The sequence below is a fragment of the Streptomyces sp. 4F14 genome, assembly GCF_048159485.1.
Taxonomy (GTDB): Bacteria; Actinomycetota; Actinomycetes; order Streptomycetales; family Streptomycetaceae; genus Streptomyces.
This window is the reverse complement of sequence record NZ_JBLRVY010000036.1, coordinates 1-25,301: the sequence shown is the minus strand read 5'-3', so window position 1 is coordinate 25,301 and position 25,301 is coordinate 1. Positions and strand designations below refer to the sequence as shown.

At 70.6% G+C, this 25,301-nt stretch carries 25 protein-coding genes; 10 read left to right on the top strand and 15 right to left on the bottom strand.

The features are described from left to right. The first annotated feature begins 12 nt into the window (after positions 1 to 12). The 3 genes from ACLZOT_RS42200 (at position 13) to ACLZOT_RS42190 (ending at position 2,348) form a co-directional block, all read left to right on the top strand. Positions 13 to 1,296: a thymidine phosphorylase gene (locus tag ACLZOT_RS42200; protein WP_416974524.1), complete on the top strand. Its 1,284-nt coding sequence runs from the start codon at positions 13 to 15 to the stop codon at positions 1,294 to 1,296. A gap of 96 nt (positions 1,297 to 1,392) precedes the next feature. Beyond that, positions 1,393 to 1,977: a Uma2 family endonuclease gene (locus ACLZOT_RS42195; protein WP_416974523.1), complete on the top strand. Its 585-nt coding sequence runs from the start codon at positions 1,393 to 1,395 to the stop codon at positions 1,975 to 1,977. Positions 1,978 to 2,006: 29 nt separating this feature from the next. Continuing rightward, the gene (locus ACLZOT_RS42190; RefSeq protein ID WP_416974522.1) at positions 2,007 to 2,348 is read left to right on the top strand and encodes an STAS domain-containing protein; all 342 of its coding nucleotides are present in this window, start codon (positions 2,007 to 2,009) and stop codon (positions 2,346 to 2,348) included. Here the strand turns inward: ACLZOT_RS42190 and ACLZOT_RS42185 are convergent. Further along, a complete protein-coding gene (locus ACLZOT_RS42185; protein ID WP_416974521.1) occupies positions 2,256 to 3,263 on the bottom strand; it encodes a sigma-70 family RNA polymerase sigma factor in 1,008 nt (335 codons plus the stop codon). The genes ACLZOT_RS42190 and ACLZOT_RS42185 overlap by 93 nt on opposite strands. A gap of 211 nt (positions 3,264 to 3,474) precedes the next feature. Next, complete coding sequence (locus ACLZOT_RS42180; protein ID WP_416974520.1) at positions 3,475 to 4,740, bottom strand: MFS transporter; 1,266 nt, start codon at positions 4,738 to 4,740, stop codon at positions 3,475 to 3,477. A 63-nt stretch (positions 4,741 to 4,803) separates the two neighbouring features. Between ACLZOT_RS42180 and ACLZOT_RS42175 the strand changes: the two genes are divergently transcribed. Further along, on the top strand, positions 4,804 to 5,754 hold the full coding sequence (locus ACLZOT_RS42175) for a LysR family transcriptional regulator (protein ID WP_416974519.1): 951 nt from the start codon (positions 4,804 to 4,806) through the stop codon (positions 5,752 to 5,754). A gap of 4 nt (positions 5,755 to 5,758) precedes the next feature. On the opposite strand, the gene ACLZOT_RS42170 is transcribed toward ACLZOT_RS42175, so the two are convergent. Then, a complete protein-coding gene (locus tag ACLZOT_RS42170) occupies positions 5,759 to 6,520 on the bottom strand; it encodes an alpha/beta hydrolase (RefSeq protein ID WP_416974518.1) in 762 nt (253 codons plus the stop codon). A gap of 113 nt (positions 6,521 to 6,633) precedes the next feature. Between ACLZOT_RS42170 and ACLZOT_RS42165 the strand changes: the two genes are divergently transcribed. After that, positions 6,634 to 7,797: an adenosine deaminase gene (locus ACLZOT_RS42165; protein WP_416974517.1), complete on the top strand. Its 1,164-nt coding sequence runs from the start codon at positions 6,634 to 6,636 to the stop codon at positions 7,795 to 7,797. A gap of 157 nt (positions 7,798 to 7,954) precedes the next feature. Further along, positions 7,955 to 8,281 carry an ATP-binding protein gene (locus ACLZOT_RS42160; RefSeq protein ID WP_416974516.1) on the top strand — a complete coding sequence of 109 codons (327 nt, stop codon included), beginning with the start codon at positions 7,955 to 7,957 and terminating at the stop codon, positions 8,279 to 8,281. A gap of 67 nt (positions 8,282 to 8,348) precedes the next feature. Here the strand turns inward: ACLZOT_RS42160 and ACLZOT_RS42155 are convergent, their stop codons facing one another. From ACLZOT_RS42155 to ACLZOT_RS42125, 7 genes are all read right to left on the bottom strand, one after another. Next, positions 8,349 to 10,052 carry an immunity 49 family protein gene (locus ACLZOT_RS42155; RefSeq protein ID WP_416974515.1) on the bottom strand — a complete coding sequence of 568 codons (1,704 nt, stop codon included), beginning with the start codon at positions 10,050 to 10,052 and terminating at the stop codon, positions 8,349 to 8,351. A gap of 48 nt (positions 10,053 to 10,100) precedes the next feature. Further along, positions 10,101 to 10,313 (bottom strand): PspC domain-containing protein, encoded by a 213-nt coding sequence (locus ACLZOT_RS42150; RefSeq protein WP_010352551.1) that lies wholly within the window; start codon positions 10,311 to 10,313, stop codon positions 10,101 to 10,103. Positions 10,314 to 10,411: 98 nt separating this feature from the next. Continuing rightward, on the bottom strand, positions 10,412 to 10,963 hold the full coding sequence (locus ACLZOT_RS42145; RefSeq protein ID WP_416974609.1) for a VanZ family protein: 552 nt from the start codon (positions 10,961 to 10,963) through the stop codon (positions 10,412 to 10,414). 350 nt (positions 10,964 to 11,313) lie between these two features. After that, positions 11,314 to 11,928: a hypothetical protein gene (locus ACLZOT_RS42140; protein WP_416974514.1), complete on the bottom strand. Its 615-nt coding sequence runs from the start codon at positions 11,926 to 11,928 to the stop codon at positions 11,314 to 11,316. Between the two features lie 137 nt (positions 11,929 to 12,065). Continuing rightward, entirely contained in the window at positions 12,066 to 13,622 is a 1,557-nt protein-coding gene (locus ACLZOT_RS42135; protein ID WP_416974513.1) for an ATP-binding protein, read from the bottom strand. Further along, positions 13,619 to 14,296, bottom strand: coding sequence for a two-component system response regulator AfsQ1 (gene afsQ1, locus ACLZOT_RS42130; RefSeq protein WP_010352555.1), 678 nt, complete (start codon positions 14,294 to 14,296; stop codon positions 13,619 to 13,621). Before afsQ1 ends, ACLZOT_RS42135 begins: the two co-directional genes overlap by 4 nt. Positions 14,297 to 14,381: 85 nt before the next feature. Next, a complete protein-coding gene (locus tag ACLZOT_RS42125; protein WP_416974512.1) occupies positions 14,382 to 15,473 on the bottom strand; it encodes a methyltransferase in 1,092 nt (363 codons plus the stop codon). 372 nt (positions 15,474 to 15,845) lie between these two features. Here ACLZOT_RS42125 and ACLZOT_RS42120 point away from each other — a divergent pair, with 372 nt between their 5' ends. Next, positions 15,846 to 16,583: a SigE family RNA polymerase sigma factor gene (locus tag ACLZOT_RS42120; protein ID WP_416974511.1), complete on the top strand. Its 738-nt coding sequence runs from the start codon at positions 15,846 to 15,848 to the stop codon at positions 16,581 to 16,583. Between the two features lie 297 nt (positions 16,584 to 16,880). Next, positions 16,881 to 18,170 (top strand): DUF3089 domain-containing protein, encoded by a 1,290-nt coding sequence (locus ACLZOT_RS42115; RefSeq protein ID WP_416974510.1) that lies wholly within the window; start codon positions 16,881 to 16,883, stop codon positions 18,168 to 18,170. 2 nt (positions 18,171 to 18,172) lie between these two features. Here the strand turns inward: ACLZOT_RS42115 and ACLZOT_RS42110 are convergent, their stop codons facing one another. Then, entirely contained in the window at positions 18,173 to 18,814 is a 642-nt protein-coding gene (locus ACLZOT_RS42110) for a uridine kinase family protein (RefSeq protein WP_416974509.1), read from the bottom strand. A gap of 161 nt (positions 18,815 to 18,975) precedes the next feature. Between ACLZOT_RS42110 and ACLZOT_RS42105 the strand changes: the two genes are divergently transcribed. Beyond that, positions 18,976 to 19,383 carry a hypothetical protein gene (locus tag ACLZOT_RS42105; protein WP_416974508.1) on the top strand — a complete coding sequence of 136 codons (408 nt, stop codon included), beginning with the start codon at positions 18,976 to 18,978 and terminating at the stop codon, positions 19,381 to 19,383. A gap of 56 nt (positions 19,384 to 19,439) precedes the next feature. Here the strand turns inward: ACLZOT_RS42105 and ACLZOT_RS42100 are convergent, their stop codons facing one another. From ACLZOT_RS42100 to deoC, 3 genes are read right to left on the bottom strand one after another with little or no spacing between them, the layout of a single operon-like run. Then, positions 19,440 to 20,324, bottom strand: a complete 885-nt coding sequence (locus ACLZOT_RS42100) for an aldehyde dehydrogenase family protein (RefSeq protein ID WP_416974507.1) — start codon at positions 20,322 to 20,324, stop codon at positions 19,440 to 19,442. Then, entirely contained in the window at positions 20,317 to 21,747 is a 1,431-nt protein-coding gene (locus ACLZOT_RS42095; RefSeq protein WP_416974506.1) for an aldehyde dehydrogenase family protein, read from the bottom strand. Before ACLZOT_RS42095 ends, ACLZOT_RS42100 begins: the two co-directional genes overlap by 8 nt. A 6-nt stretch (positions 21,748 to 21,753) precedes the next feature. Continuing rightward, entirely contained in the window at positions 21,754 to 22,722 is a 969-nt protein-coding gene (gene deoC, locus ACLZOT_RS42090) for a deoxyribose-phosphate aldolase (RefSeq protein ID WP_416974505.1), read from the bottom strand. A 246-nt stretch (positions 22,723 to 22,968) separates the two neighbouring features. On the opposite strand from deoC, the gene ACLZOT_RS42085 reads away from it, so the two are divergent. Further along, entirely contained in the window at positions 22,969 to 23,670 is a 702-nt protein-coding gene (locus ACLZOT_RS42085) for a PH domain-containing protein (protein ID WP_416974504.1), read from the top strand. Between the two features lie 517 nt (positions 23,671 to 24,187). Here the strand turns inward: ACLZOT_RS42085 and ACLZOT_RS42080 are convergent. Next, the gene (locus ACLZOT_RS42080) at positions 24,188 to 25,153 is read right to left on the bottom strand and encodes a tetratricopeptide repeat protein (RefSeq protein WP_416974503.1); all 966 of its coding nucleotides are present in this window, start codon (positions 25,151 to 25,153) and stop codon (positions 24,188 to 24,190) included. Positions 25,154 to 25,301 lie beyond the last annotated feature (148 nt).

The following is a 25,301-nucleotide window of genomic DNA, read 5'->3' as shown; positions in this document are numbered from 1 at the left end:
GACAAGCACCACATGGCCATGGACGTCATCTCCGTCATCCGCACCAAGCGGGACCGCGCCGAACTCACCGACGAGCAGATCGACTGGGTCATCGACGCGTACACCCGCGGCGAGGTCGCCGACGAGCAGATGTCCTCGCTCGCCATGGCCATCCTCCTCAACGGCATGAACCGCCGCGAGATCGCCCGCTGGACCGCCGCGATGATCGCGTCCGGCGAGCGCATGGACTTCTCGTCCCTGTCCCGCCCGACCGCCGACAAGCACTCCACGGGCGGCGTCGGCGACAAGATCACGCTCCCCCTGGCCCCCCTGGTCGCCGCGTGCGGCGCGGCCGTCCCCCAGCTCTCCGGCCGGGGCCTCGGCCACACGGGCGGCACGCTGGACAAGCTGGAGTCGATCCCGGGCTGGCGCGCGCTGCTCTCGAACGAGGAGATGCTGTCGGTTCTTGATGGGGTGGGTGCGGTCATCTGCGCGGCGGGCGACGGCCTGGCCCCCGCCGACAAGAAGCTGTACGCCCTGCGGGACGTCACTGGCACGGTCGAGGCGATCCCCCTCATCGCCTCCTCGATCATGTCCAAGAAGATCGCCGAGGGCACCGGCTCGCTGGTCCTGGACGTGAAGGTGGGCACGGGTGCCTTCATGAAGACCATCGAGGATGCCCGCGAGCTGGCGTCCACGATGGTGGGCCTCGGCACGGACCACGGCGTCAAGACGGTCGCGCTGCTGACGGACATGTCCACGCCGCTCGGCCTCACGGCGGGCAACGCCCTCGAAGTCCGCGAATCGGTGGAGGTCCTCGCGGGCGGCGGTCCCGCCGACGTCGTCGAGCTGACCATCGCCCTGGCCCGCGAAATGCTCGACGCGGCGGGCGTCCGCGACGCCGACCCGGCGAAGGCCCTGGCCGACGGCTCCGCGATGGACGTCTGGCGCCGCATGATCTCCGCCCAGGGCGGCGACCCGGACGCGGCCCTGCCGGTGGCCCGCGAGCAGCACGTGATCACGGCACCGTCCTCCGGCGTCCTCACCCGCCTCGACGCCTACGACATCGGCCTCGCCGCGTGGCGGTTGGGCGCGGGGCGTGCGCGCAAGGAGGACCCGGTGCAGGCGGGCGCGGGCGTGGAGATGCACGCGAAGCCGGGGGACACGGTGACGGCTGGGCAGCCGCTGCTGACGTTGCACACGGACACCCCGGACCGCTTCGCGTACGCCCTTGAGGCGATCGAGGGTTCCTACGACGTCGCGGCCCCCGGCACGGACTTCAAGCCGTTCCCGGTGGTGCTGGAGCGCATCGCCTGACCGGGGTTTTTCCCCTTTCGAGTGAACGGGATCGGTGGACCGCCGCCGGTCCCGTTCGGCATGCTGGGATCGGTGACGCACTGATAGGAGACCGCCATGAGCGCACTCACCGTGGGCCACGATCCCGAGCAGAGCTGGGACGACCTCGTCCGGTTCTGGGAGGAGATGGAAGGGCCTGAGGGCAGCAAGGTGGAGATCATCGAGGGGATCGTCACCGTGTCACCCGCTCCCGCGTACCGCCACAACGTGATCGCGGCCCGTATCCAACGTCGCCTCTACTCCGTGATTCCTGAGGACTGGGAGATCTTCCAGACACTGGCCATCGCCGTACCGTCGCGCCTGGGCATGCTGATCCCCGACCTCGTGGTCATGCCGGTACAAGAGCACACCGAAGCGGACGCGTACGTTCCGGCCGCGCTCGCCGAACTTGTCGTCGAGGTGACGTCCAAGTCCAACGCCCGCCATGACCGGGTGAGTAAACCGGCCGCCTACGCCGCCGCAGGTATCCCGCTGTACCTGCTTGTCGACCGCTGGGCCGACGGCGGCCCTACCGTCACCCTCTACGGCGAGCCGAGCAATGACGTCTACCGTGTCCTGAAGGCAGGCAAGTTCGGCGATCCGATCGATCTGCCCGAGCCTTTCGACCTCACCCTCGACACCTCGGACTTCCCGCACCGATGAGTTGAGTCCGCCTCCGCGGTCTACCGCACGTGGACCCCGAAGAACTCCCCGTAGTCACGCTGACCGGCCCCTTCACCCCCGGCGAGGTGGAGGGGCTCTCCGACGTTGTGCGGAGGGTGCTGGAGGCGGCCCCTGGGGGCGTGGTCGTCGTCGATGTGGGTGGGCTCGGGCCGCCGGGGCTGGGGGACGTCAATGCCGTCGCCCGGTTGCAGCTCGCCGCCAAGCGGGCCGGGGGGCGGATACGGCTGCGGGACCCCGGCCCGGCGCTCACCGCGCTGCTACGGCTGGTCGGTCTCGTCCTTGAGGTGGAGGGGGAACCCGAAGAGGGGGAACCAGCGGGGGGTGTCGAGGTAGAAGTGGAAACCGGTTAGGCGGCCGTCGGAGATCTCCAGGACCTGGATGGACCAGGGGGACCAGCCGCCCTTGTCGGGGTCCGGCTTGTAGTGGGCGAAACCGGGCAGGCCGTTGACCTGGACGGGGAAGAGGCGGGAGTTCTCGCAGCCGCTGCCGATCGTCGTCATGAAGCCGGTGATGTCCGCGTGGCCGGTGAGCCACAGGTCGAACGGCGGCATCGTCATGATCGCGTCTTCGTGGAGGAGCGCGGTCAACGCCGTCATGTCGTAGCCCTCGAAGGCCGCGACGTACCGCTCCAGGAGCTTCTTCTGCTCCTCGTCGAGGGAGTTGAAGACGTCGGCGGCGGCGCCCTTGTCCTCGGGCTGCTCGGCGAGGGTCGCGCGGGCGCGCTGGAGGGCGCTGTTGACCGACGCGACGGACGTGTCGAGGAGCTCCGCGACCTCGCTGGCCTTCCACGCGAGGACCTCGCGGAGGATGAGGACGGCCCGCTGCTTGGGCGGGAGCTGCTGGAGCGCCGCCATGAACGCCAGACGGATGGATTCCTTGGCCACGGCCGCCTCCGCCGGGTCCTGAACGGTGGGGAGCGCTCGCGCGTCCGGGATGGGTTCGAGCCAGGTGGTCTCGGGGCGCGGGGAGAGCGCGGCCTGCGCGAGGGGTGTCGCCTCGCTGAGGTCGATGGGGCGGGCGCGCTTGTTGCCCGCGTTCAGCATGTCCAGGCAGACGTTCGTCGCGATCCGGTACAGCCACGATCGCAGGCTGGAGCGGCCCTCGAACTTCTCGTAGCTCCGCCAGGCCCGCACCAGCGTGTCCTGGACGGCGTCCTCCGCCTCGAAGGTCGAGCCCAGCATGCGGTAGCAGTACCCGGTCAGCTCGACCCGGTGCTTCTCCAGCCGCACATCGAGGTCCGCCACCGCTGTCGTACCGTCACTCATTCCTCGTCCACCCACCCCTGTGGCCGTCGTGTCACGCGCCTTCGCGTCCACCACCTCGGAAGCTATCGCACCCCACTGACAATCACCCCTGGACTTGACAAATCCGCTGGTCAGCGAGACAGGGGCGGGGCCATGACAACCCCCGCCCCGGGAACCCCACGCGCCTCGCGGACGACGGCGACCTCAAGGCGGTGACCTCAAGACGACGGCATCAGGCCACCGCCCCGCCCTCCCGCCGAGCCGCCCGCGTCCCCGCCACGGTGATCGACACGACCCCCGCCACGGCCAGCAGCCCCACCGCGACGGTCCCGCCCCACCCACCGGCGTGGAAGGCGATGGCCCCGACGGTCGACCCGACGCTGGACCCGATGTAGTACGCCGACTGGTACAGCGCGGACGCCTGCGCCCGCCCGCTCGTCGCCGTCTTGCTCACCGCCGACGACGCCACCGCGTGCCCCGCGAAGAACCCGGCGGTGATCAGCACCAGCCCGAGCAGGACGAGCGGCAGCGACCCGGCGAGCGACAGCACCAGCCCCGTAGCCGTCGTACCCCCGGAGAGGTACAGGGCTCCCCGCCGCCCGACGCGCCCGACCAGCCGCCCGGCGGTGGACGCCGACACCGTACCCACGAGGTACACCAGGAAGATCGACCCGACGACGCCCTGGGGCAGCGAGAACGGCCCCTCGGTGAGCCGGTACCCGATCACCGTGTACACCCCACCGAAAACGGTCATGAAGAGCGCACCGATGGCGTACAACCTGCGGAGGAGGGGGTTGGCCAGATGCCCGCGTACGGTCCCCAGCAGCACCCGCGGCCGCAGCGACCCCGGCGTGAAGTGGCGCGGCGCGGGCAGCAGCGCGCGGAACGCGACCGCGCACACCACCGCGAGCCCCCCGATCACCCCTACGGCGACCCGCCAGCCCCACTCCTGGGCGACCCACCCGGTGATGACGCGCCCGCTCATCCCGCCGACACTGTTGCCCGCGACGAACAGCCCGATGGCCGTGACCAGCGCCTTCGGCCGGACCTCCTCCGCCAGGTACGCGGTCGCCGACGCCGGAAGACCGGCCAGCGCGGCCCCCTGCACGCCCCGCAGCACCACCAGCGCGCCGAGCGACGGCGCGAACGGCACCAGCAGCCCGACGGTCACCGCGACCGCGAGCGACGCGGTCATGACGGTACGCCGCCCGTACCGCTCGGACAGCGCGCTCATCGGCAGGACGAACAGGGCGAGTCCGCCGGTCGCGGCGGCCACGGTCCAGCTCGCCTCGCTCGCCGCGACGCCGAACTCGCCGGAGATCAGGGGGAGTAGAGCCTGCGTGGAGTACAGCAGCGCGAAGGTCGCGACGCCTGCGAGGAACAGGGCGAAGCTCATCCGGCGGTAGTCGCTCCCGCCGGGCTGCATACGGGTGTCGGGGGCGGGGACGGCTGCGCGGGCGCCCGGGGTGGCGGGCGCCTCGGTACTGGCGGAAGGCATACGTCGACGGTAGGACGACCTGTGCTGATGCGTCCAATGCACAGACTCGCCATAATCGTTCCCATGGTGCATCAATCGAGGTCAGAGGGTCATCTGTCACTGGCCGGTGACACAGAAGACCTGACGGCGCTGCTCGCTCCGCGGCTCGCGTACTTCGCCGCGGTGGCCCGTACGGAGCATGTGACCAGGGCGGCTCAGGAGCTCCAGGTCCCGCAGTCGACGCTGTCGCGGGCGATGGTCCGGCTGGAGCGGGATCTCGGGGTGGATCTGTTCGCGCGCAGGGGCCGGACGGTCTCGCTGACACCCGCCGGACGGACCTTTCTCGCCTCTGTGGAACGGGCGTTGGGGGAGGTCGGGAAAGCCGCCGACGCGGTACGGGCCGACGCGGACGCGGCAACGGGCAAGGTGGCGTTCGGATTTCTGCACACGATGGGCGCGGAGACCGTGCCGGCGCTGATCCACGCCTTCCGCGCGGACCATCCGCGGGTGCGGTTCAGTCTCGTGCAGAACTACGGCGAGGCGATGATCGAGCGGTTGCGGGCAGGGGAGTTGGACCTCTGCCTCACCTCTCCGGTGCCGGACGCGCCGGACTTGGTGGCCCGGCGCCTCGACGAACAGAAACTCCGGCTCGTGGTCCCCGCCGACCACCGCCTGGCGGGCCGCAGACGCGTACGCCTGTCGGAGGCGGCCGAGGAGACGTTCGTGACCCTCGAACCGGGTTACGGCCTGCGCCGGATCACCGACGACCTGTGCCAGCAGGCCGGGTTCCGGCCGAGGATCGCGTTCGAGGGGGAGGAGGCGGAGACGCTGAGGGGCTTGGTGGCGGCGGGACTTGGAGTGGCCCTGCTGCCGCCCCCGGCCGTACAGAGGCCAGGGGTGGCGGAGTTGACGGTGACGGCGCCGAGGGCGGCGAGGGAGATCGGGGTGGCATGGCTGGACGGCCACCCGGACACCCCGCCGGTGGCGGCGTTCAAGAAGTTCCTGCTGTCGAGAAGGGGCAATCTCCTTACCTGATCCCCTACTTGCGGAGTGATGTCCCGAACCCCACAGCCAACGGCATCCTGAGTCCCAGCGGCGGCGGTGCGGCGAGCGCGTCCTCCAGCGGCCTCGCGAACCCCTTCCCGAACAGCGTCCCCATCACGAAGTCCTCGGCGAGCGCCTGCACTTCACCCCGGTACTGGTGCAACCCGTGCCCGTCGGAGTGCACTTCGAACCGGCACACGTCCCGGTTCGCCTTCTTCGCGCGGGCGGCCAGCCGGAACGACAACTCGGGGTCCGTACGCTCGTCGTTGGTGCCGTGGACGATCAGCACCCGCCGCCCGACGAGCTGTCTGACCGGCTCGGGCGGCGCGGCGACATCCTCCTCCGGCAGCCAAGGAGCCAGCGCGAGAACGGAGTTGACGGCCTCCCGCCCACCCGCCCGCAACGCGGCCCGCGCCCCCATCCCGACCCCGGCGAGGCAGACGGGGACGTCGCCGTAGCGGCGTACGACCTCGTCCACCCCCCACTCCGCGTCGCCGGCGAGATGCGCCTCCGTCCCGTTCCACCCGCGGTAGCGGTAGTGGACGGCGTGGACGATCAGCCCCTCGGCGCGGCCCGCGCGGGCGAGGCGGCGGCCGAGGGCGCGTACGGAGGACGTCGCCCACATGGGGGACGGCTTGCGCTCGGAGAGCTCCTCGCCGGTGGGCAGGAGCAGGACCGCTCCGCTGACGGCGGCCGGCTCGGGGCCGATCGCCTTGCCCAGGTGGGGGGTTCGGAGCGGCGTCACATGCTGTGCCATGGCAGAACAGTGTCAGAAGCGCCGGTGTACTCCACCCGTCCGTGGGGTCACCGTTGCGTATCGACGGTGTGCTGAGCCGAGCCGTCTACGCGCGTAGGAGTTACTGTGCCGGGATGACGAGCCAGAGCATCCCCAGGGGCGTCACCCCGACCGCGGACCAGATCCGCCGGGCGCCCAAGGTTCTGTTGCACGACCACCTCGACGGCGGGCTGCGTCCCGGCACGATCGTCGACCTAGCTCGCGAGTACGGGTACTCGGGGCTACCTGAGACCAACGCCGACAAACTCGGCGTCTGGTTCCGCGAGGCCGCCGACTCCGGGTCCCTGGAACGGTACCTGGAGACCTTCTCGCACACCGTCGCCGTCATGCAGACACGTGACGCACTGGTCCGGGTCGCCGCCGAGTGCGCCGAGGACCTCGCCGAGGACGGCGTCGTCTACGCGGAGGTGCGGTACGCCCCCGAGCAGCACCTCGACGGCGGCCTGAGCCTCGAAGAGGTCGTCGAGGCGGTCACCGAGGGCTTCCGCGAGGGCGAACGCCGGGCCCGCGAGAACGGCCACCGCATCCGCGTCGGCGCCCTCCTCACTGCGATGCGGCACGCCGCCCGTGCCCTGGAGATCGCCGAACTCGCCAACAAGTACCGCGACCTGGGCGTCGTAGGCTTCGACATCGCGGGCGCCGAGGCGGGCCATCCGCCGACCCGGCACCTCGACGCTTTCGAGTACCTGAAGCGGGAGAACAACCACTTCACGATCCACGCGGGCGAGGCGTTCGGGCTGCCGTCGATCTGGCAGGCCCTCCAGTGGTGCGGCGCCGACCGGCTCGGGCACGGCGTACGGATCATCGACGACATCGAGGTCGCGGACGACGGGAGCGTGACCCTCGGGCGACTCGCCGCGTACGTCCGCGACAAGCGGATTCCGCTGGAGCTGTGCCCCAGCTCCAACCTCCAGACCGGCGCCGCCGCCTCCTACGCCGAGCACCCCATCGGGCTGCTGCGGCGGCTGCATTTCCGGGCCACGGTGAACACCGACAACCGGCTGATGTCCGGCACGAGCATGAGCCGGGAATTCGAGCAACTGGTCGACGCGTTCGGTTATACGCTCGACGACATGCAGTGGTTCTCAGTCAATGCTATGAAATCGGCGTTCATTCCTTTCGATGAACGACTCGCCATGATCAATGACGTGATCAAGCCGGGATATGCCGAGCTGAAATCCGAATGGCTGTTCCAGCAGACGGCTTCCACCAGCGGTTCTTCGGCCGGACAGGGCTGATAGCAGAGGCTTCGGGGTTCCGGAAGGCGGACGGGTGTTCACCATCCGTCCGCATTTCGATGTTTGCGGTGGGTGCCTTCGCATGTCTACGGTCGGGGACCGCTCGTTTCCCCGTACATTCCCCGTTGTCTCCTTCGAGTTCGAGGACGCACTTTCCATGAAGCAGTCTGCTGCCAAGACCCTCGGTGTCGCCGCTCTCGGTGCCGCCATCGCCGCCGTCGGCGCGGGTGCCGCCTCCGCCGCCCCCGCCCTGCCGGACGTCCAGGCCCTCGGTGGCGTCACCAACGCGCTGCCGGGCGCCGGTGAGCTCGTCGGCCAGGCCCAGCCCGCCGTCGCGACGAGTGCCTCCACCGTCGTCCCGATCGCCCAGCGCGCGCTGGCCGAGGGCCCCACGAAGCCGGTCGCCGGTCTCCTCGGCGGCCTCCCGGTCGGCCAGGGCCTGCCCACCCACGGCCTGCCGATCAACGGGATCCCGCTCGGCTGACGTAGCTCTTGAGGGGTGCACCCGAAGTACTACGGGTGCACCCCGTTCTTGTGCCCCCACCGGCCCCTCACGGCGCCGGGATCACCTCGATCCGCTGCCCGTTCAGCAGGTACAGCGGCAGCAGCCGCTCCTTCTCCGGAACCGGGAACTCCTGCGACCCGGCGAGGCTCGCCAGCGCCAGCAGCCCCAGCGACACCTGCGCACGCGGCGCGGGCGAGTCGCCCCAGTACTCCGCGTGCTTGTCCAGCCCGGCCGCCAGGGTCGCCGCGAACGCCTCGTCGTCGTTCGCGATCATCCGGTGGAACAGCGCGGCGGGCTGGTAGTCGACCTGGTCGGAGAAGCCGGTCGGCGTGTACGCGACCGCCTCCGGGTGGGCCGCCTCCATCGTCGCCAGCAGCTTCTGCACGATGTCGTCCATGGGCCCGCGCGACAGGTACGTCCGCAGCGTGTCGATCCAGTGCAGGACGTACTCGTCGACCGACCCGTCCTCCCGCAGCCGCTCCGCCGGCACCTCCACGAGCCGCGCCACCCGGCCCCACTCCCGGCACACCACCGCGAGGTACAGGGCGTCCAGCCACGCCCGCGCGTCGGCCGGCGGCTCGGCCGGGAACGCGGGGAGACGCACCTCCAGGTCGTCGAAGAGGAACTCCCGCGCCTCACCGCCCGTGAACAGCAGCGTCCCCAGCTGGACCGCCGCCGACCAGGCGTCCCACGTGGCGAGTTCGGACGCGACCGGGTCGACGGCACAGCGCGCGTGCGCCAGCGTCACCGTCGAGGCGAAGGCGTCGGCCAGCAGCGCCGGGGCGTCGCCCGACTGCCCCAGCCGCTCCAGCAGACCCGCCGTGTCCCGCGCCAGCGCCGCCACGTCCGGCGCCCGCTCCGTCAGCGCCGTCCGCAGCCGGCCCGAGCCGTCCAGCCTGACCAGGCCCTTCATCGCCGCGAGCAGCTCCGGCGGCGGCTGGAGCGAGAAGCTGCGGCTCTCCTCGTCGATCACCGTCAGGGACGTCAGCTTGCCCCGGTACCACCAGTACACGCGCGGCGACAGCCGCCCCTCGCCCTGCTGGTGCGCCCCCAGCGCGTACCGCGCGAGCGCGTTGAGCGCCTCCACGACCGTGCCGTCCGCGATCGGGTGGTACACGAGGTTGTCGCGGGTCGGTACGGCGACCAGGGCGCCGTGCTCCGGGAGCGGCTCGCCGGTGACGCGGCGGACCGTCTCGCCCAGGTACAGGGCCTTGCCCGCGATGAACGGGGAGTCGCCGTACAGGCTGTGCAGCGTCGTGTGCTCGCCCGCCTGCACCACGTCGTGCTCGACGGGGACGCGCGCGAGGTTCTCGTACCCCGCCTTGCCGAGCGCCTCCAGGCCCGCGCGCTCCACGTCGCCGTCGGTCAGGACGCGCACGCTCGTCGGGCCGTCCAGGGCGTACGCGAAGACCAGGCCGTCGGCCACCTCGCGGGCGTACGTCAGGCCGGCCGCGATCTCCGGGGTGATCGACTCGACGGGCAGCAGCCGGACGTACGCGTCCCGCAGCAGCTCCTCGGCGCTCTCGCCGCCCCGGCTCGCCCGGCTCAGACGCTCGAAGTGGGCGTCCACCAGCGCGGGCCACTCCGCCTCGGCTGCTCTGCCGCAGCGCACGGCCAGGTCGTGCAGGGAGTAGCGGTGGCCTTCCCGGAGGTGCGGGGCGGCCAGCGAGCGCAGGTGTCCGGCCTGCGCCGCCGTCAGCATGGGGAGTTCGGCGTCGGGGGTCGTGTCTGGTGCGTCGTCGAAAGTCACCCGGATGACTCTATGAGGGATTCGGCCACCCCCGTGACCGGACGGCGGCTACCAGGCGGCGCTGCCGGTCGTACGCGCCTTCTCCTCCGACGGGAAGAGGATCCACAGCGCGATGTAGAGCAGGAACTGCGGACCCGGGAGGAGGCAGGACAGCACGAATATCACGCGCATCGTCGTGGCCGACGTGCCGAAGCGGTTGGCCAGCGCGGCGCACACGCCGCCGATCATGCGGCCGTGCGTGGGACGGGCGAGGCGGGACATCTGGGGCTCCTTCTGCGTTGCTCCGGTCGAGGTGCGGCCTTCGCCGGCCGCCTCTCCATGACTCGAAGCTACGAGGACGAAGCGGATAAAGCGTCCCTCTACGGAGCTATTCCGACCCTGGGAATCGTCGGGGTACGACCCTGAGACGGCTCCTCCTGACGGACGGCAGGACGTCGTCGCCGCGTCGTACGCCTACGCAGCAGGTACCGTCCGGCGGGTACCACCAGGGTATGAGCCAGGGCCACGCCGGCCGTGTTCAGGAGGATCGAGTCGACGTCCACGACCTGGCCCGGTACGCCGGTCTGGAGCAGCTCCACCGCCAGCGAGAGCATCGCGCCGGCCGCGGCCGTACGCACCAGCGAACCGAGCGGGGAGACCCGCAACCGGCCGTGCACCAGAGGGAGTAGTACTCCGAGGGGAGCCAGCAGGGCCAGACCCCGGCCGATCCGGCGGGCCGCCTCGTGCCAGCCCAGGTCGAGGTCGGCGCGGATGCCGTCGAGCGGGTGCAGGTTGGCCGGCATCACCCAGGGGACGTCCAGCGGTCGCAGCGAGTACCAGACGACGAACGCGAGATGAGCGGCGAGGAGGACACCTCCCGCCACGCGGACACGGATCACGGCGCTGTCGCCGATGGGGCCTTGACGCTGCACGACCCCCAAGACGCACCCTTCACGGCGAATGGTTCCGCAAGGGCCTCCGGGAGCGGAGTGAGGTCTTCACCACACCCGCACAAGCCGGGAGCCGGGCACGGGGGTCCGGCTGCCGCTGAGGGGACTCGCGGGGGTGTGCCCGCCGGAGCCCTGCGGTGACCGCTCGGGGTACGCCGGGCGGAGACGCCGGGGTGCCCGCTGCCGTACCGTCCGGGCGGAGTTCCCGTGCTCGCCGCTGCAACGCGCCGACGGCGTCCCGCACTTGCTGCCGCGACTCCCGGGCCGTGTCCGGTTTCCCAACTCGCCCGAACCGCAGAGGGCTTGGGGCGGGTGCTACGGCAACCGCCCGCTCACTTCGGCGCGTTCGACGACGGCGGCCTCTTGCTCCCCGGGCGCTGCTTCACCTCGTCCGTGCACTCGTAGCGCCTCAACTCCCCGCCCGTGGGCCCGCCGAGGACCACGGAGCCGTCGCCGTCGGAGGCGGACGAGTCGGAGAGGGTGCAGACGACCTGCGCGAGGGCGTACGAGGAGAGCGTGTCCGGCGCGACGCTCAGGCGCAGCGCGTCGTCCGGGTCGGCGCCGGCCAGCGGGGGCAGGACGGTCACCCCGGCGCGTACGTCGGTGGTGTACCCGGACTCCTTCTCCTGGGCCGAGGGGCTCGCCCCCAACTCGTCGAGCAGGCCCTGCGCGACCAGCACCAGGCGCTTGGCCCCGACCGCCCCGTCCGGCACGGGAACCGCCCGGTCGACGGCCACCAGCGATGCCCCGCACAGCAGGAACACCCGCACCGGCACCCCGCCCGACTGCTGCGCGAGCGACGTCCCCGACTCGGACACCGAGCACTGCACGCGCGAGGGCGCCGCCCCGAAGTCGGTCGGCACCTCGGTCGCCCGGATCCCGCACCCGGCGAGGAGCAGCCCCAGCCCGGCGAGGAGCAGCAGCGGCTTACGGCCGTTGCCTGTCACGGCAGTCGAGGCCGGCCGGCCTGCTCGGGGTGCTGAGGCGACTCGGGGTGCCCGGGGTGTCCGGTCAGCCCATCGTGTCCAAGTCGCCCGAGCCGCTTGGGCCGTTGCCCTCTCGGTCGTCCCGCCGTCCGTCACCGTCACGACGCCGTCCCCCCGTCCTCGTCCTCCCGCTCCACCGCTTCCCAGGTCCCCCGGGGCAGCCGCAACGTGAACACCGCACCGCCCTCAGGGGAGTTGGCGGCACTGATCGCGCCGTCGTGGATGTGCGCGTTCTCCAGCGCGATGGACAGCCCGAGCCCGCTGCCCTCCGAACGCGGCCTGGACGCACTGGCCTTGTAGAACCGGTCGAAGACGTGCGGCAGCACTTCCTCGGGGATGCCGGGCCCGTGGTCGCGCACCGCGATGACGACCTCGTCGGAACTCTCCCGCACGGACACCCGCACCGGAGACCCGCCGTGCTTGAGCGCGTTCCCGATCAGGTTCGCGAGGATGACGTCGAGGCGGCGTGGGTCGAGCTGCGCCAGGATCCCGCGCTCGGCGTCGAGTTCGACCGCGTCCAGCCAGGCGCGCGCGTCGATGCACGCCGTGATCTGGTCGGCGACGTCGACGACATCGAGGACCAGCCGGGCCGTACCCGCGTCGAAGCGGGTGACCTCCATCAGGTTCTCGACGAGGTCGTTGAGCCGCCGCGTCTCGCTCACCACGAGCCGTACGGCGGGCTCGATCATCGGGTCCATGCTGCCGGTCTCGGCCTCAAGTTCCTCTTCCAGCACCTCTGTTACGGCCGTGATCGCGGTCAGTGGCGTCCGCAGCTCGTGGCTCATGTCGGCGACGAACCGCCGCGACGCCTCGTCCCGCGCCGCCATGTCCGCGACCCGCTTCTCCAGCGCCTCGGCGGCCCGGTTGAACGTCCGTGACAGATCGGCGAGTTCGTCGGTACCGGACACCTGGAGCCGCGTGTCGAGCCGCCCCTCACCGAGATGCCGGGCGGCAACTCCCAGCCGGTGCACGGGTTTCAGTACGGTCGTGGAGGCGGCCTGCGCGATCAGCGCCGCCCCGATCAGCGCGAGCCCGGTGGCGATCCCCAGTGACCAGGCAAGGGAGTTGAGGTCTTTCGCCTCGGGTTCGAGGGACTTGCGCATGTACCCGGTGGGACCGCCCCCGTCGACCTTCGTCCCGGCGACGAGATAGGGCGTGCCGTGGTCGACGACGCGCTGCCAGAACAGGTGGTACGCCGACCTGTTGGCCCCGGACACCGACTGCTGCCGGTTCACCGCGAGCCGCAGCGCCTGAGGCACGTCGTCCAGCGAGAACCCGCTCAGGCCACCGGAGTTGCCGTACACGGTCCGCCCGACGTCGTCGGTGGCGACCAGCAACACACTGAAACGCTGACTGGAGTTGGCCATCTGCGCGGCGGTGCGCTGGAGTTCGGTCTGCGAGGGACGCTCGGGGAGCGCGCCCGCGCGGTTCTGCATCTCCGTACGGAAGTCCTTCAGCACCGCGTCCTGCGCGCGCGTCAGCACCGCCTCGCGGTTGAGCCAGTAGGCGATGCCGGACGCGGAGACGGCCGTGGCGAGCGCGACCGCGCCGAACACGACGACCAGGCGCAGGCGCAGGCTCGTGAAACGCAGCCGGGACAGGACGACTCTGCGGAACGCGGTCCAGCCGCGGAAACCTGGTGCGGCCTGGGTCACTGAGGCGCGTCCAGGCGGTAGCCGACACCTCTGACGGTACGGATCAGCGTGGGCGACGACGGCACGTCCTCGATCTTGGCGCGCAGCCGCTGGACACACGCGTCCACCAGCCGCGAGTCACCGAGGTAGTCGTGCTCCCACACCAGCCGCAGCAACTGCTGCCGGGACAGGGCCTGTCCGGGCCGCCGGCTCAGTTCGAGCAGCAACCGCAGCTCGGTGGGTGTGAGCTGGAGGTCCTGGCCGTTCTTCGTCACCGTCATCGCCGACCGGTCGATGACGAGGCTGCCGAACGTCGCCGAGTCGCTCGACTCGCGCTCGCCGCGCCGCAGCACGGCCCGGATCCGGGCGTCCAGCACCCGGCCCTGGACCGGCTTCACGACGTAGTCGTCCGCCCCGGACTCCAGGCCCACCACGACGTCGATGTCGTCGTTGCGCGCGGTCAGCAGGATGATCGGCAACTGGTCCGTGCGCCGGATGCGCCGGCACACCTCGAACCCGTCGATGCCGGGCAGCATCACGTCCAGCACGATCAGATCCGGTCGCTGCTCACGCAGCAGTTTCAGACCGTCCTCTCCGCTTGCAGCGGTCGCCACGCGGTGCCCCTGGCGCGTCAGTGAGAGCTCCAGGGCCGTACGGATGGCGTCGTCGTCCTCGATCAGCAACAGGGAAGGCACGGCCTCATTCTGGCCCATACAGGGGGTGAGGTTCGACAGGTGGGGGCTTATAACGCCTTTACGAGCCCCCACCGGTACTACCCGGTCACACCCTGATCCCCAACCGCCACAGCGAGGTGACCTCGGCGCTGCGGACCGTGTACAAGGGGTCACTCCGATCCCGCGCCCGCCGGTGCCGGGGCCGCACGTCATACCTCCGTACGACGGTGAGGCCGCCCTCGCGCAGCAGCCGCAGCAGCTCCTCCCGCGTCCGCAGCCCGAGCAGCTCGGCGAGATCCGACATGATCAGCCACCCCTCACCCTGTGGTAGCAGATGGTTACGCAACCCGGCGAGGAACTCCCGGAGCATCCCGCCGCCCTCGTCGTACACCCCCAGCTCCAGCCCGGCACTCGGCGTGCCCGGCAGCCACGGGGGATTGCAGACGACGAGATCGGCGCGGCCCTCGGCGGGGTACAGCGCCGGGCCCTGTACGGAGATCCGCGCGCCGTACCCGAGGCGGCGCGCGTTCTCCTCGGCGCAGGCGAGCGCGCGGGGGCTGACGTCGGTCGCGACGACCCGCTCGACCCCTCTGCGGGCCAGCACGGCCGCCAGGACACCGGTCCCGGTGCCGAGGTCGAAGGCGGTCCGGCAGCGGCGGGGGAGCGGGGTGGAGGCGACGAGGTCGACGTACTCCCCTCGTACGGGGGAGAAGACCCCGTACCCGGGATGGACGCGGTCGCCGAGCGCGGGGACCTCCACGCCCCTCCGCTGCCACTGGTGGGCGCCGATCACTCCCAGGAGTTCCCTCAGAGGTACTACGGAGGGCCCGGTGGGAGGGCCGTACGCGGCTCGGCAGGCCGCACGGACGTCGGGGGCGCGGCGCAGGGCGAGGGTGTGGCCGCCGTCGAGTTCGTCGAGTTCCACGAGGAGACGGTTCAGTGTCGCCGCCCGGCGAGCCCGGTCGCGGCGCTGGAGGCGGAAGATCTCCGCCGGTGAACCAGCCTTGTCGTACGGGGAGTTCGGGATGCGGCGGCTCAACGCCGTAAGCATCTGGCGGGCGTTGACGTAGTCGCCCTGCCAGAGGAGGGCGGTGCCGGCCGAGGTCAGGCGGTGGGCGGTGGCGGCGCGCAGGCGGTCGTCGACGGGGACGACGGAGTCGTATTCGATGCCGGGCTCGATGCCGGGTTCGATGGGCATGGGGATGCTCCTGGAAGTCGTAAGTGCCGTGGGAGCGAAGGCACTTCGACGGGGCGAGGAGCAGGGGGAACGGCTGGGGGACCCGCTGTCACCGCCGCGCCGAAGCGCGGGGGAACGGGTCGCCGAGGACCATGCCGTAATACATGTCCGCAAGGGTCCCACGAGGGCCGTGAGGAGGCCAAACCCGCTGGTGTCCGGGCTGGTTGTACCGCCAACGCCTTTGAGCCCGCTGTGGTGTCGCCGTGAGGGGCCCCTGTGACAGGTCTGTGACAGTCGGCGGACACGTCCATGAAGGTCCCCGGGCAAGCTTTTCGGCACAGGGCAAGCCGCCCTGGCGCAAGAGCACCAGAGGTCCACGACGGGAGGCGCGACATGTCGCTGCACAGCTTGAACACCAGCGCAGTTGTCACGCGTCTCCACGACATGCGGTGGAGCTCGGAGAAGTCCGGTGTTGTGAGCGGGCGGGGGTGCGCTCGCAGCACCGGGCGTCAACACACCACGTACGTCACGGTGGTTGACGCGAAAACGGGGGATGCGGTTCCGGGGGGAGCCGCGTACAGGGAGGGCACGGGGGAGCGTCGCTCCATCAGCGAGGCGGAGTTCACCGCCTACGTCCAGGAGCGCCGCGCCTCCCTGTACGCCACCGCCTACCACCTGACCGGCGACCGGTTCGAGGCCGAGGACCTGCTCCAGAGCGCGCTGTTCTCGACGTACCGGGCCTGGGACCGGATCAGCGACAAGGCGGCGGTGGGCGGTTACCTGCGCCGCACGATGACGAACCTGCACATCAGCGCGTGGCGCCGCCGCAAGCTGAACGAGTACCCGACCGAGGAACTGCCGGAGACGCCCGGCGACACGGACGCGATGCGCGGCACCGAACTGCGCGCGGTCCTGTGGCAGGCGCTGGCCCGGCTGCCGGAACTCCAGCGGACGATGCTGGTCCTCAGGTATTACGAGGGCCGTACCGACCCGGAGATCGCGGAGATCCTCGGCATCAGTGTCGGCACGGTGAAGTCCAGCATCTGGCGGTCGCTCCGCCGGCTGCGCGAGGACGAGGTCCTCAGCTTCGGCCGTGACGAGGAGAGCGCCTTCGGGGAGCTGGTCGCCTGAGGGTGGACCCCGGCGCCGTTCTGGGGGAGCGGCCGTCAGGGGTAGTGGGGGAGCACGGGGGAGCGGTACCGGGGGGACCTTCGGGGGACGGCGTTCGGGGGAGCGTCGCGGGGAGCGGTACCGCAGGGGGGAAAGCACGGGGGAAACACGGGGGACACGGGGGAACAGAGAGCGGGGCTGGAGGGCCGGGGGGTCCGTCCAGTCCCGTTTCTTTGTTCCCCTTCCCGTGTCCTCGTTTCCTTCTGCCCCGACTGCGGCAGAGATCAAGGCGGTTCGGTTTCCGGAGAAAGGACCGCCTTGCGCCGTCTTGTCGCTGTGCTCGCCGCCGTCTTCTTCTTACCGCTGCTCGCCGCGCCCGCCGCCGGGGCCGCGCCGCTCGACTCCACCGTCTGGCTGTGCAGGCCGGGGATGCCGGCGAACCCCTGCGGGCAGGACGCCCGGGGGAATCCGGTCGATCCTGCTCTGACGGGCCGTTATCTTCCGTCCGGGAGCACGGAGTTCGACGTCCAGCGTGCCGACGGGACACGGGAGCCGTTCACCGTCACGCCCGATCCTCCCGTCGACTGCTTCTACGTGTACCCGACCGTCGACCTGCTCCCCAACCCCCTGCTGCGGCTGGGGAGTCTGCCGCCGGTGCCGCAGAACAACGCGCTGGCCGTGGCGTTCACGCAGGCGCAGCGGTTCGCCGGGCAGTGCCGGGTGTTCGCGCCGGTCTACCGTCAACTCACCTTGCTGGAACTGGCCGGTGGGATCCTGACCGGGACGAGTCCCGACCCCTCGGTGGGATTCGGGGACGTGGAGCGGGCGTTCGCGGACTACTGGGCCCACGACAACGCCGACCCCGCAACCGGGAAGCGCCGGGGTGTCGTCCTCGTCGGGCATTCGCAGGGGACCGCGGCGTTGAGCGCCCTGATGCGGTCCACGTTCGACGCCGACCCGGGGATGCGGCGGCAGCTGGTCGCGGCTTATCTGCTCGGCGGGGATGTGCAGGTGCCGGTGGACGGGGTTCGGGGCGGGGGCGGGGATCCGGACTCGACGTTCCAGCACGTGCCCGTGTGCACTCGGGGGGCCGGGGCCGGGGCTGCGGTGCCGGTGGGGTGTGTCGTCGCCTACTCCTCCTTCGACCTGGCGGACGGGGGTGTGCCCACGAGCTTCGGGCGCAGCACCGCTCCGGGGCACCGGAAGGCGTGCGTCAATCCGGCGGCGCTGCTGCGGGGGGTACCTGAGGGGGAGCGGGTGCCGCTGGACGCGCTGATGCCGACGCGGCGGCTCGTCGGGGGTAGCGCTCTAGTACCCGCGGGGTACCTGGCTCCCGTCATGGGGGGCTACCCGTTCCCCGACCTGCCCGCCGGGTTCGCCCGGTACACCGGGGCGGTGACCGGGGCCTGCGAGAGCGCGGTGGATCCCGCCGGGGTCCGGGTGGACTGGCTTCAGGTCGAGGGGGACCTGTCGCTGTTCGCCGCGGACTCCCGTACGAACGCGCTCGGGCTGCATGTCGTCGACGTGAACGTGGCGCTCGGGGATCTGACGGCGCTCGCCGGGGCGCAGATCGCCGAGTGGCGTAGTCCTTCCGGGCTACAGCGGTAGTCCTACGGTATGGGAGTCGGCGCCGGGGTCTGGACGACGCGGCCGGCGGCGGCGTCCGCCAGGCGGCCCATCGCCTCCTCGCGGTCGCAGGCGTGCGCGCCGAGCGCGGTCTGCCGGGCGACGATGGCCCGCTCGGCGCGCATCAGGCGCCAGCCCCGGCGCAGCAGGAAGGGGACCGACTTGCGGCCCTCCTTGAGATCGCGCAGGAAACGCCTGCGGAACGTCTTCACCGGACCCCGGCTCAGGCACAGCGCGTCCGCGAGCACCCCCTCCTCCCGGCACCGGTCGACGATCTCGGCGGCGAAGATGCCCTCCGCGATGAAGACGGGGGTACGGCCGAAGTCGACGCGCTCGCTGCCGGTGCGGGCGCTGAGCGAGATGTCGTACACGGGTACGTCCGTGGAGCCACGGCGGCACAGCTCCGTGATCGCCGCCACGGCCGTCTCCGTGTCCCACGACGCCGGGTGGTCCCAGTCGATGTCGGAGCTTCCCTCGACCTGCGGCAGCGTCGGGTCGTCGCCCTCCTTGTAGAAGTCGTCGAGCCGCAGCACCGGGAGACCGGAGCGGGCCGAGACGAGGGACTTGCCGGAGCCGGAGGGGCCGCACAGCAGTACGACTCGCGTGGAGGTGGGAAGGGGACTCACGGGACACCAGTGTGCGGCATGGTGCCTGCTCAGCACGAGTCCGCGGGGGGCCTTTGAAGCGTGCGTCACACCTTCGCGGGTCACCTTTGATGCGCGCGGCGCACTTCAACTACCCTCTGCGTCGATCTGATTACTCACCGCATCGAAAAGGTGGCAGCGAGATGCCTCAGCACGAGAACGTCCCCTCCTCTTCAACCGGCCGCCGCGCACTGGCCGCCCTCGCGACCGCCGGAGTCGCCCTCGGGGCCGGCGCCGGAGTGGCCACCGCCGCCGACGCGCCGGTCGTCGACGCCGTCCGCACGAACCCGTCCGCCCTCGGCCAGGTCGACCCCGAGGCGGGGCTCCAGGGCACGCTGACGGCCCTGCCGTACGCGACCGGAGCGGTGACCGCCCTCAAGCCGAACCCCCTTGCCGGGACCGGCGTCGACCCCCTCGACAACGGGGTCGGGACGCAGCTCGCCGACTTCCAGCCGGTGGCGACACGGGCGCTGACCGGGCCGGTGGCCCAGGCGCAGTCGATCGGGTCGATGCCGGTGGTGGGGCAGGTGGCGGGGCTGCTCAAGGGGTGAGGAGGACGGACGGCCCTGCGGCAAGTCGCCTTGCCGCAGGGCCGTTTGATGCACCGTCAGTAGGCGGAGCCCGACGCGCCCAGCGAACCCGTCGTGTGCCAGACCGTCTTCGTCTCCAGGAACGCGGTGAGGCGGTCCGTGCCCTGCGGGTCGTTCCAGTCCACAGGCTGTGGACGAAGGACGCGCTTCAGGTTGTCGGCCGCCGCGATCTCCAGCTCCTTCGCCAACTCCTCGTCCGCGCCCGCGAGATCGATCGCGTTGACGTCCTGGTGGGAGGCCAGCGACGGGGTGATCTCCGCCGTACGGCCGGAGAGGATGTTCACCACTCCGCCCGGTACGTCGGACGTCGCGAGGACCTCGCCGAGGGAGAGCGCCGGGAGCGGGGACTTCTCGGAGGCGACGACCACGGCCGTGTTGCCGGTCGCGATGACCGGGGCCAACACCGAGACCAGGCCCAGGAACGAGGAGTCCTGGGGCGCCAACACCGCGACCACGCCGGTCGGTTCGGGCGTGGACAGGTTGAAGTACGGCCCCGCGACCGGGTTCGCGCCGCCCACGATCTGCGCGATCTTGTCCGTCCAGCCCGCGTACCAGACCCACCGGTCGATCGCCGCGTCGACCTGAGCGGCGGCCTTGGACTTCGACAGCCCCTCCGCCTCGGCCACTTCACGCGTGAACTGCTCGCGGCGGCCCTCCAGCATCTCGGCGATGCGGTACAGGATCTGACCCCGGTTGTAGGCGGTCGCGCCCGACCAGCCGCCGAACGCCTTGCGCGCGGCGACGACCGCGTCCCGGGCGTCCTTACGGCTCGACTGGGGCGCGTTGGCCAGCCAGTTGCCCTTGGAGTCGGTCACCTCGTACACCCGGCCGCTCTCGGAACGCGGGAACTTCCCGCCGACGTACAGCTTGTAGGTCTTGAACACACTGAGTCGGTCAGACATCGAGGTACGCCTCCAGGCCGTGGCGACCGCCCTCGCGGCCGTGACCCGACTCCTTGTAACCGCCGAACGGCGAGGTCGGATCGAACTTGTTGAACGTGTTGGACCAGATGACACCCGCGCGCAGCTTGCTCGCGACGGCGAGGATGCGGGAGCCCTTGTCGGTCCAGATACCGGCGGAGAGGCCGTACTGCGTGTTGTTGGCCTTGGCGACGGCCTCGTCCGGCGTGCGGAAGGTGAGGACCGACAGGACCGGGCCGAAGATCTCGTCGCGCGCGATCGTGTGCGCCTGCGTGACGTTCGTGAACAGCGTCGGCGCGAACCAGTAGCCGGAGGACGGGAGTTCACAGGCGGGCGACCACCGCTCGGCGCCCTCCGCCTCGCCCTGCTCCGTCAACGCCGTGATCCGCGCGAGCTGTTCGGCGGAGTTGATCGCGCCGATGTCCGTGTTCTTGTCGAGCGGGTCACCGAGGCGGAGCGTGGACAGGCGGCGCTTCAAGGCGTCCAGCAGCTCGTCCTGGATCGACTCCTGGACCAGCAACCGGCTTCCGGCGCAGCAGACTTGGCCCTGGTTGAAGAAGATTCCGTTGACGATTCCCTCGACGGCCTGGTCGATCGGGGCGTCGTCGAAGACGATGTTCGCGCCCTTGCCGCCGAGTTCGAGCGTCAGCTTCTTGCGGGTGCCGGCGACCGTGCGGGCGATCTCCTTGCCGACGGCCGTGGAGCCGGTGAAGGCGACCTTGTTCACGTCCGGGTGCGCGACGAGGGCGGCGCCCGAATCGCCGTATCCCGTAAGGATGTTGACGACACCCTTGGGGAGGCCCGCCTGACGGCAGATGTCCGCGAAGAACAGGGCCGACAGGGGAGTGGTCTCCGCCGGCTTCAGGACGACCGTGTTGCCGGTCGCGAGAGCGGGGGCGATCTTCCACGCCAGCATCAGCAACGGGAAGTTCCACGGGATGACCTGGCCCGCGACACCGAGCGGCTGGGGGTTCGCGCCGTAGCCCGCGTGGTCCAACTTGTCGGCCCAGCCCGCGTAGTAGAAGAAGTGCGCGGCGACCAGGGGGAGGTCGGCGTCGCGGGTCTCCTTGATGGGCTTGCCGTTGTCCAGCGTCTCCAGGACGGCCAGTTCGCGGCTGCGCTCCTGGATGATGCGGGCGATACGGAAGAGGTACTTCGCGCGCTCGGAGCCGGGCAGCGCGGACCACTTCTCGAACGCCTTGCGGGCGGCCTTGACCGCGCGGTCGACGTCGGCCTCACCGGCCTGCGCGACCTCCGCCAACACCTCTTCCGTGGAAGGGGAGACGGACTTGAAGACCTTGCCGTCCGCCGCGTCGGTGAACTCGCCGTCGATGAACAGGCCGTAGGACGGCGCGATGTCGACGACCGAGCGGGACTCGGGGGCGGGTGCGTACTCGAAAGCCATGGGGAATCAGTCCACCGTCACGTAGTCGGGACCGGAGTAGCGGCCGGTGGCCAGCTTCTGACGCTGCATCAGCAGATCGTTGAGGAGGGAGGAGGCGCCGAAGCGGAACCAGTGGTTGTCGAGCCAGTCCTCGCCGGCCGTCTCGTTCACCAGGACGAGGAACTTGACCGCGTCCTTCGTCGTACGGATGCCGCCCGCGGGCTTCACCCCGACCTGGACGCCGGTCTGCGCCCGGAAGTCGCGCACCGCCTCCAGCATCAACAGGGTGTTCGCGGGCGTCGCGTTGACCGCGACCTTGCCGGTGGACGTCTTGATGAAGTCCGCGCCCGCGATCATGCCCAGCCAGCTCGCGCGCCGGATGTTGTCGTACGTCGACAGCTCGCCGGTCTCGAAGATGACCTTGAGCCGGGCCGCGCCGGACGCCTCCTTCACGGCCACGATCTCGTCGTACACCTTGAGGTAGTTCCCGGCGAGGAACGCGCCCCGGTCGATGACCATGTCGATCTCGTCGGCGCCGGCGGAGACGGCGTCGCGGACGTCGGCCAGCTTGACGTCGAGCGCGGCACGGCCGGCCGGGAAGGCGGTCGCCACCGACGCGACCTTCACACCGGAACCGGCTACGGCCGCCTTCGCGGTCGCGACCATGTCCGGATAGACGCAGACGGCCGCCGTCGCGGGCGTCGTCCTGTCCGTCGGGTCGGGGTGGACGGCCTTCGCGCCGAGCGCCCGGACCTTGCCGGGGGTGTCCGCGCCTTCCAGCGTCGTCAGGTCGACCATCGAGATGGCCAGGTCGATGGCGTACGCCTTGGCGGTGGTCTTGATCGAACGGGTGCCGAGCGAGGCGGCACGCGCCTCCAGGCCGACCGCGTCGACACCGGGCAGGCCGTGCAGGAAGCGCCGCAGCGTGCTGTCGGACGCGGCGACGTCGGCGAGCGCCGAGCGAGCAGCGGGAGATGCAGTGGTGGGCATGGTCACCAGATGAGCATATCTACGCGCGTAGCGGATGTATAGGGCCGGAGGGCCTTACCGGAGCGACCGGGAGGGCGCCTGGCTCTCGGGTAGGGGGCGTGCGGGCTCGCTCCCGGGTAGGGCGTGCGGGCGGCTCTCCCGGCCTACGGGTATCCCCTGCCTGGGGCTGATCCGGCCCACCGGCGGAGCTACCGGTACCCCCTACCGGGGTCTGAGATGGCCCGGGCAGACCCTTCGGGCAGAATCGGGCGCATGACGACCCCCGCACGCGAGCCGCAGCCCTCCGGTCCCGAGTACCAGGACCGCGTCTACCGCTCACCCGCCGGCATCGTCGGCGGAGTCCTGCTGCTCGGCATCGGCGGCTGGCTCGGCATCGACGCGGTCGTCGTCGGCCACGGCCGCACGCCCTGGCTGGCGCTCGCGGGGCTCCTGCTCGCCGTACCCCTGGTGGCGGCCTTCACGATCCGCCCCGCGGTGTACGCCAACGAGGAGCGCCTCCGCATCCGCAACCCCTTCCGGGTCATCGTCCTGCCCTGGTCCCAGGTCGCGGTGGTCCGCTCGAACTACACGAACGAGGCCGTCAGCAACGCGGGCGCCAAGTTCCAGCTCTGGGCGATCCCCGTCTCCCTGCGCGGCCGCAAGAAGGCCGCCCGGCGGGCCGCGCGGGCGAGCGCGGGCGGAAACACGGGCGGGGGCGCCGGTGGCGTCATCGGCGGCGGCCTGCCCGGTTTCAGCACCGGCTGGCGCACGACCGACCTCGACGCGGGCGACACCCTCTCCTCCGGCGACCGCTCCATGGCGGACCTGCGGGCCCTGCACGAGGGCTATCGGCCGGAGGGCTCGCCCTCGTCCGAGGGGACACCGGGCGAGGTCAGCGTGCGGTGGGCGTGGGAGGTACTGGGGCCGGTCGCGGCGGGGGCTGTGGTGCTGGTGATTCTGCTGCTGGCGGGCTGATCGGCGCCGCTGCGGGCCACCGGCGTATCAGCTGTACCTGTCGTTCCGCAGGGCTACCTCTTCGTACGTGTGTTTGGCGTACCTCTGGGGGATGGGTGTACCCAGCGACTTGAGAGGCAGGGGAAGAAGGGATGAGTTACATGGCCATGACGGACCTGGCTCCGTTCGGCCTTGAAGGGATGCGGGAGCAGTTGTGGCTTCGCGAGAACAGCGGAGGCTCTGGGTGTGAAGTTTTTCGTGTCCCTTTTTATGTTTACGGACTTTTGGCCGATTGATTGCGAAGTCTGGTCGGCGCGTCTTGCGAGTTCTCTTTGTGGATTCACGCGAGTCGATGAAGGTGCGATCTGTGCTGCGTGAAGCTGTGGCAGAGGCGGGTCTTCTTGGTGAATGGAACGGAGATCGACATGTCGCTATCGACGTTCGGGAGGATGTAGCGGCTGGTAATTCTTTCTGGGAGGGGGCGACTCGAAGATTTTTGACTTCTGCCTTGTGCTACACCTCTGGCAGTCGCGGGGCCTCAGTTGTTCCGGATGCGGCGGGCCGTAGCTATGAGGTCGGCAGGGAGTGAATGGGCCGCGCAAGCGTGGTCGATCAATGTGTTTCGGTATGAGATGTTCGGGAGATTCGGGGCCAGTTCGAGGAATTCGGCCAGCGCCGCGGGGGAACCGGTGAGGCGGGTGCGGTAGGCGGCGTTGGCTGCGCGGAGGGTGGGTTCGGTGGGCTCGTGGGTCAGGCCCTCGGCGGTCAGGTGGACGGCTGCGGTGAAGTCACCTTGTTCGGCTCGTATGTCGGCCAGGTCCAGGTGGAGGGACCAGTTCGTCGGGTCCAGGGTGAGGGCGCGTTCGAATGCCGCCGCTGTTCGGGCGGGGTTGTTCAGCTTGCGCCATGTGCCTGCTCTGACGACTTCCGTCAGCATGATTCGTTCCACCGCGTCCGCCCGGTCGCACAGGGCGAACGACGCGTCCGTGAGACCGCAGGCCCGCAGCAAGATCGCCATCTTGGCCAGTGCGTCCGGCGACGGCCGGTGGGTGGAGACCTTGTCGATCGCGTGGAACCAGGGTTGGAACCGTTGCCGCATGCTCTCGGTGTCCAGGTCGTGGCCGTAGTCCATCGTTCGCATCGCGGCCTCGGCCAGCGCGTCCGCGCTCACCGTGCCGAGGAAACGCGGATCGCTGAACCAGGGAGCCTCGGCCCACGCGATGTCGGGTCGTGCGCCCGTGACCGAGCCGAGAGTCATGGCTGCGCTGTCCATGTCGCCTTTGAGGAAGCTGATGTACGACTGCGTCAGTACCGCTTCCAAGGAGTCGTTGCGCAGGAGCTCGGCAAGCTCCGTCGGCCTGTCCTGCCACAACTCGGCGAGCACCGTGTAGGGCTCGGGGGTCGAGGGGGCGGAGGCGATTGCACTCGTGAGATGGCGCAGGGCCGCTGTCAGGTCACCCCCGCAGTGCGCCAGCACTCGCGCGAGACCGACTCCGGCTGACACTGTTCGATTTGGCATCGGCCGACAATATCTCTGGTTCGGCTGCGGGGTGGTTCTGTGGGGGTAGTACCTAGCCTCGCGCTTTCATGAAGCGGGCTGTCCGGCAGGCGGTCAGGAAAGCAGAAAGTGCCTCTGACCAGCGAGAATGAGG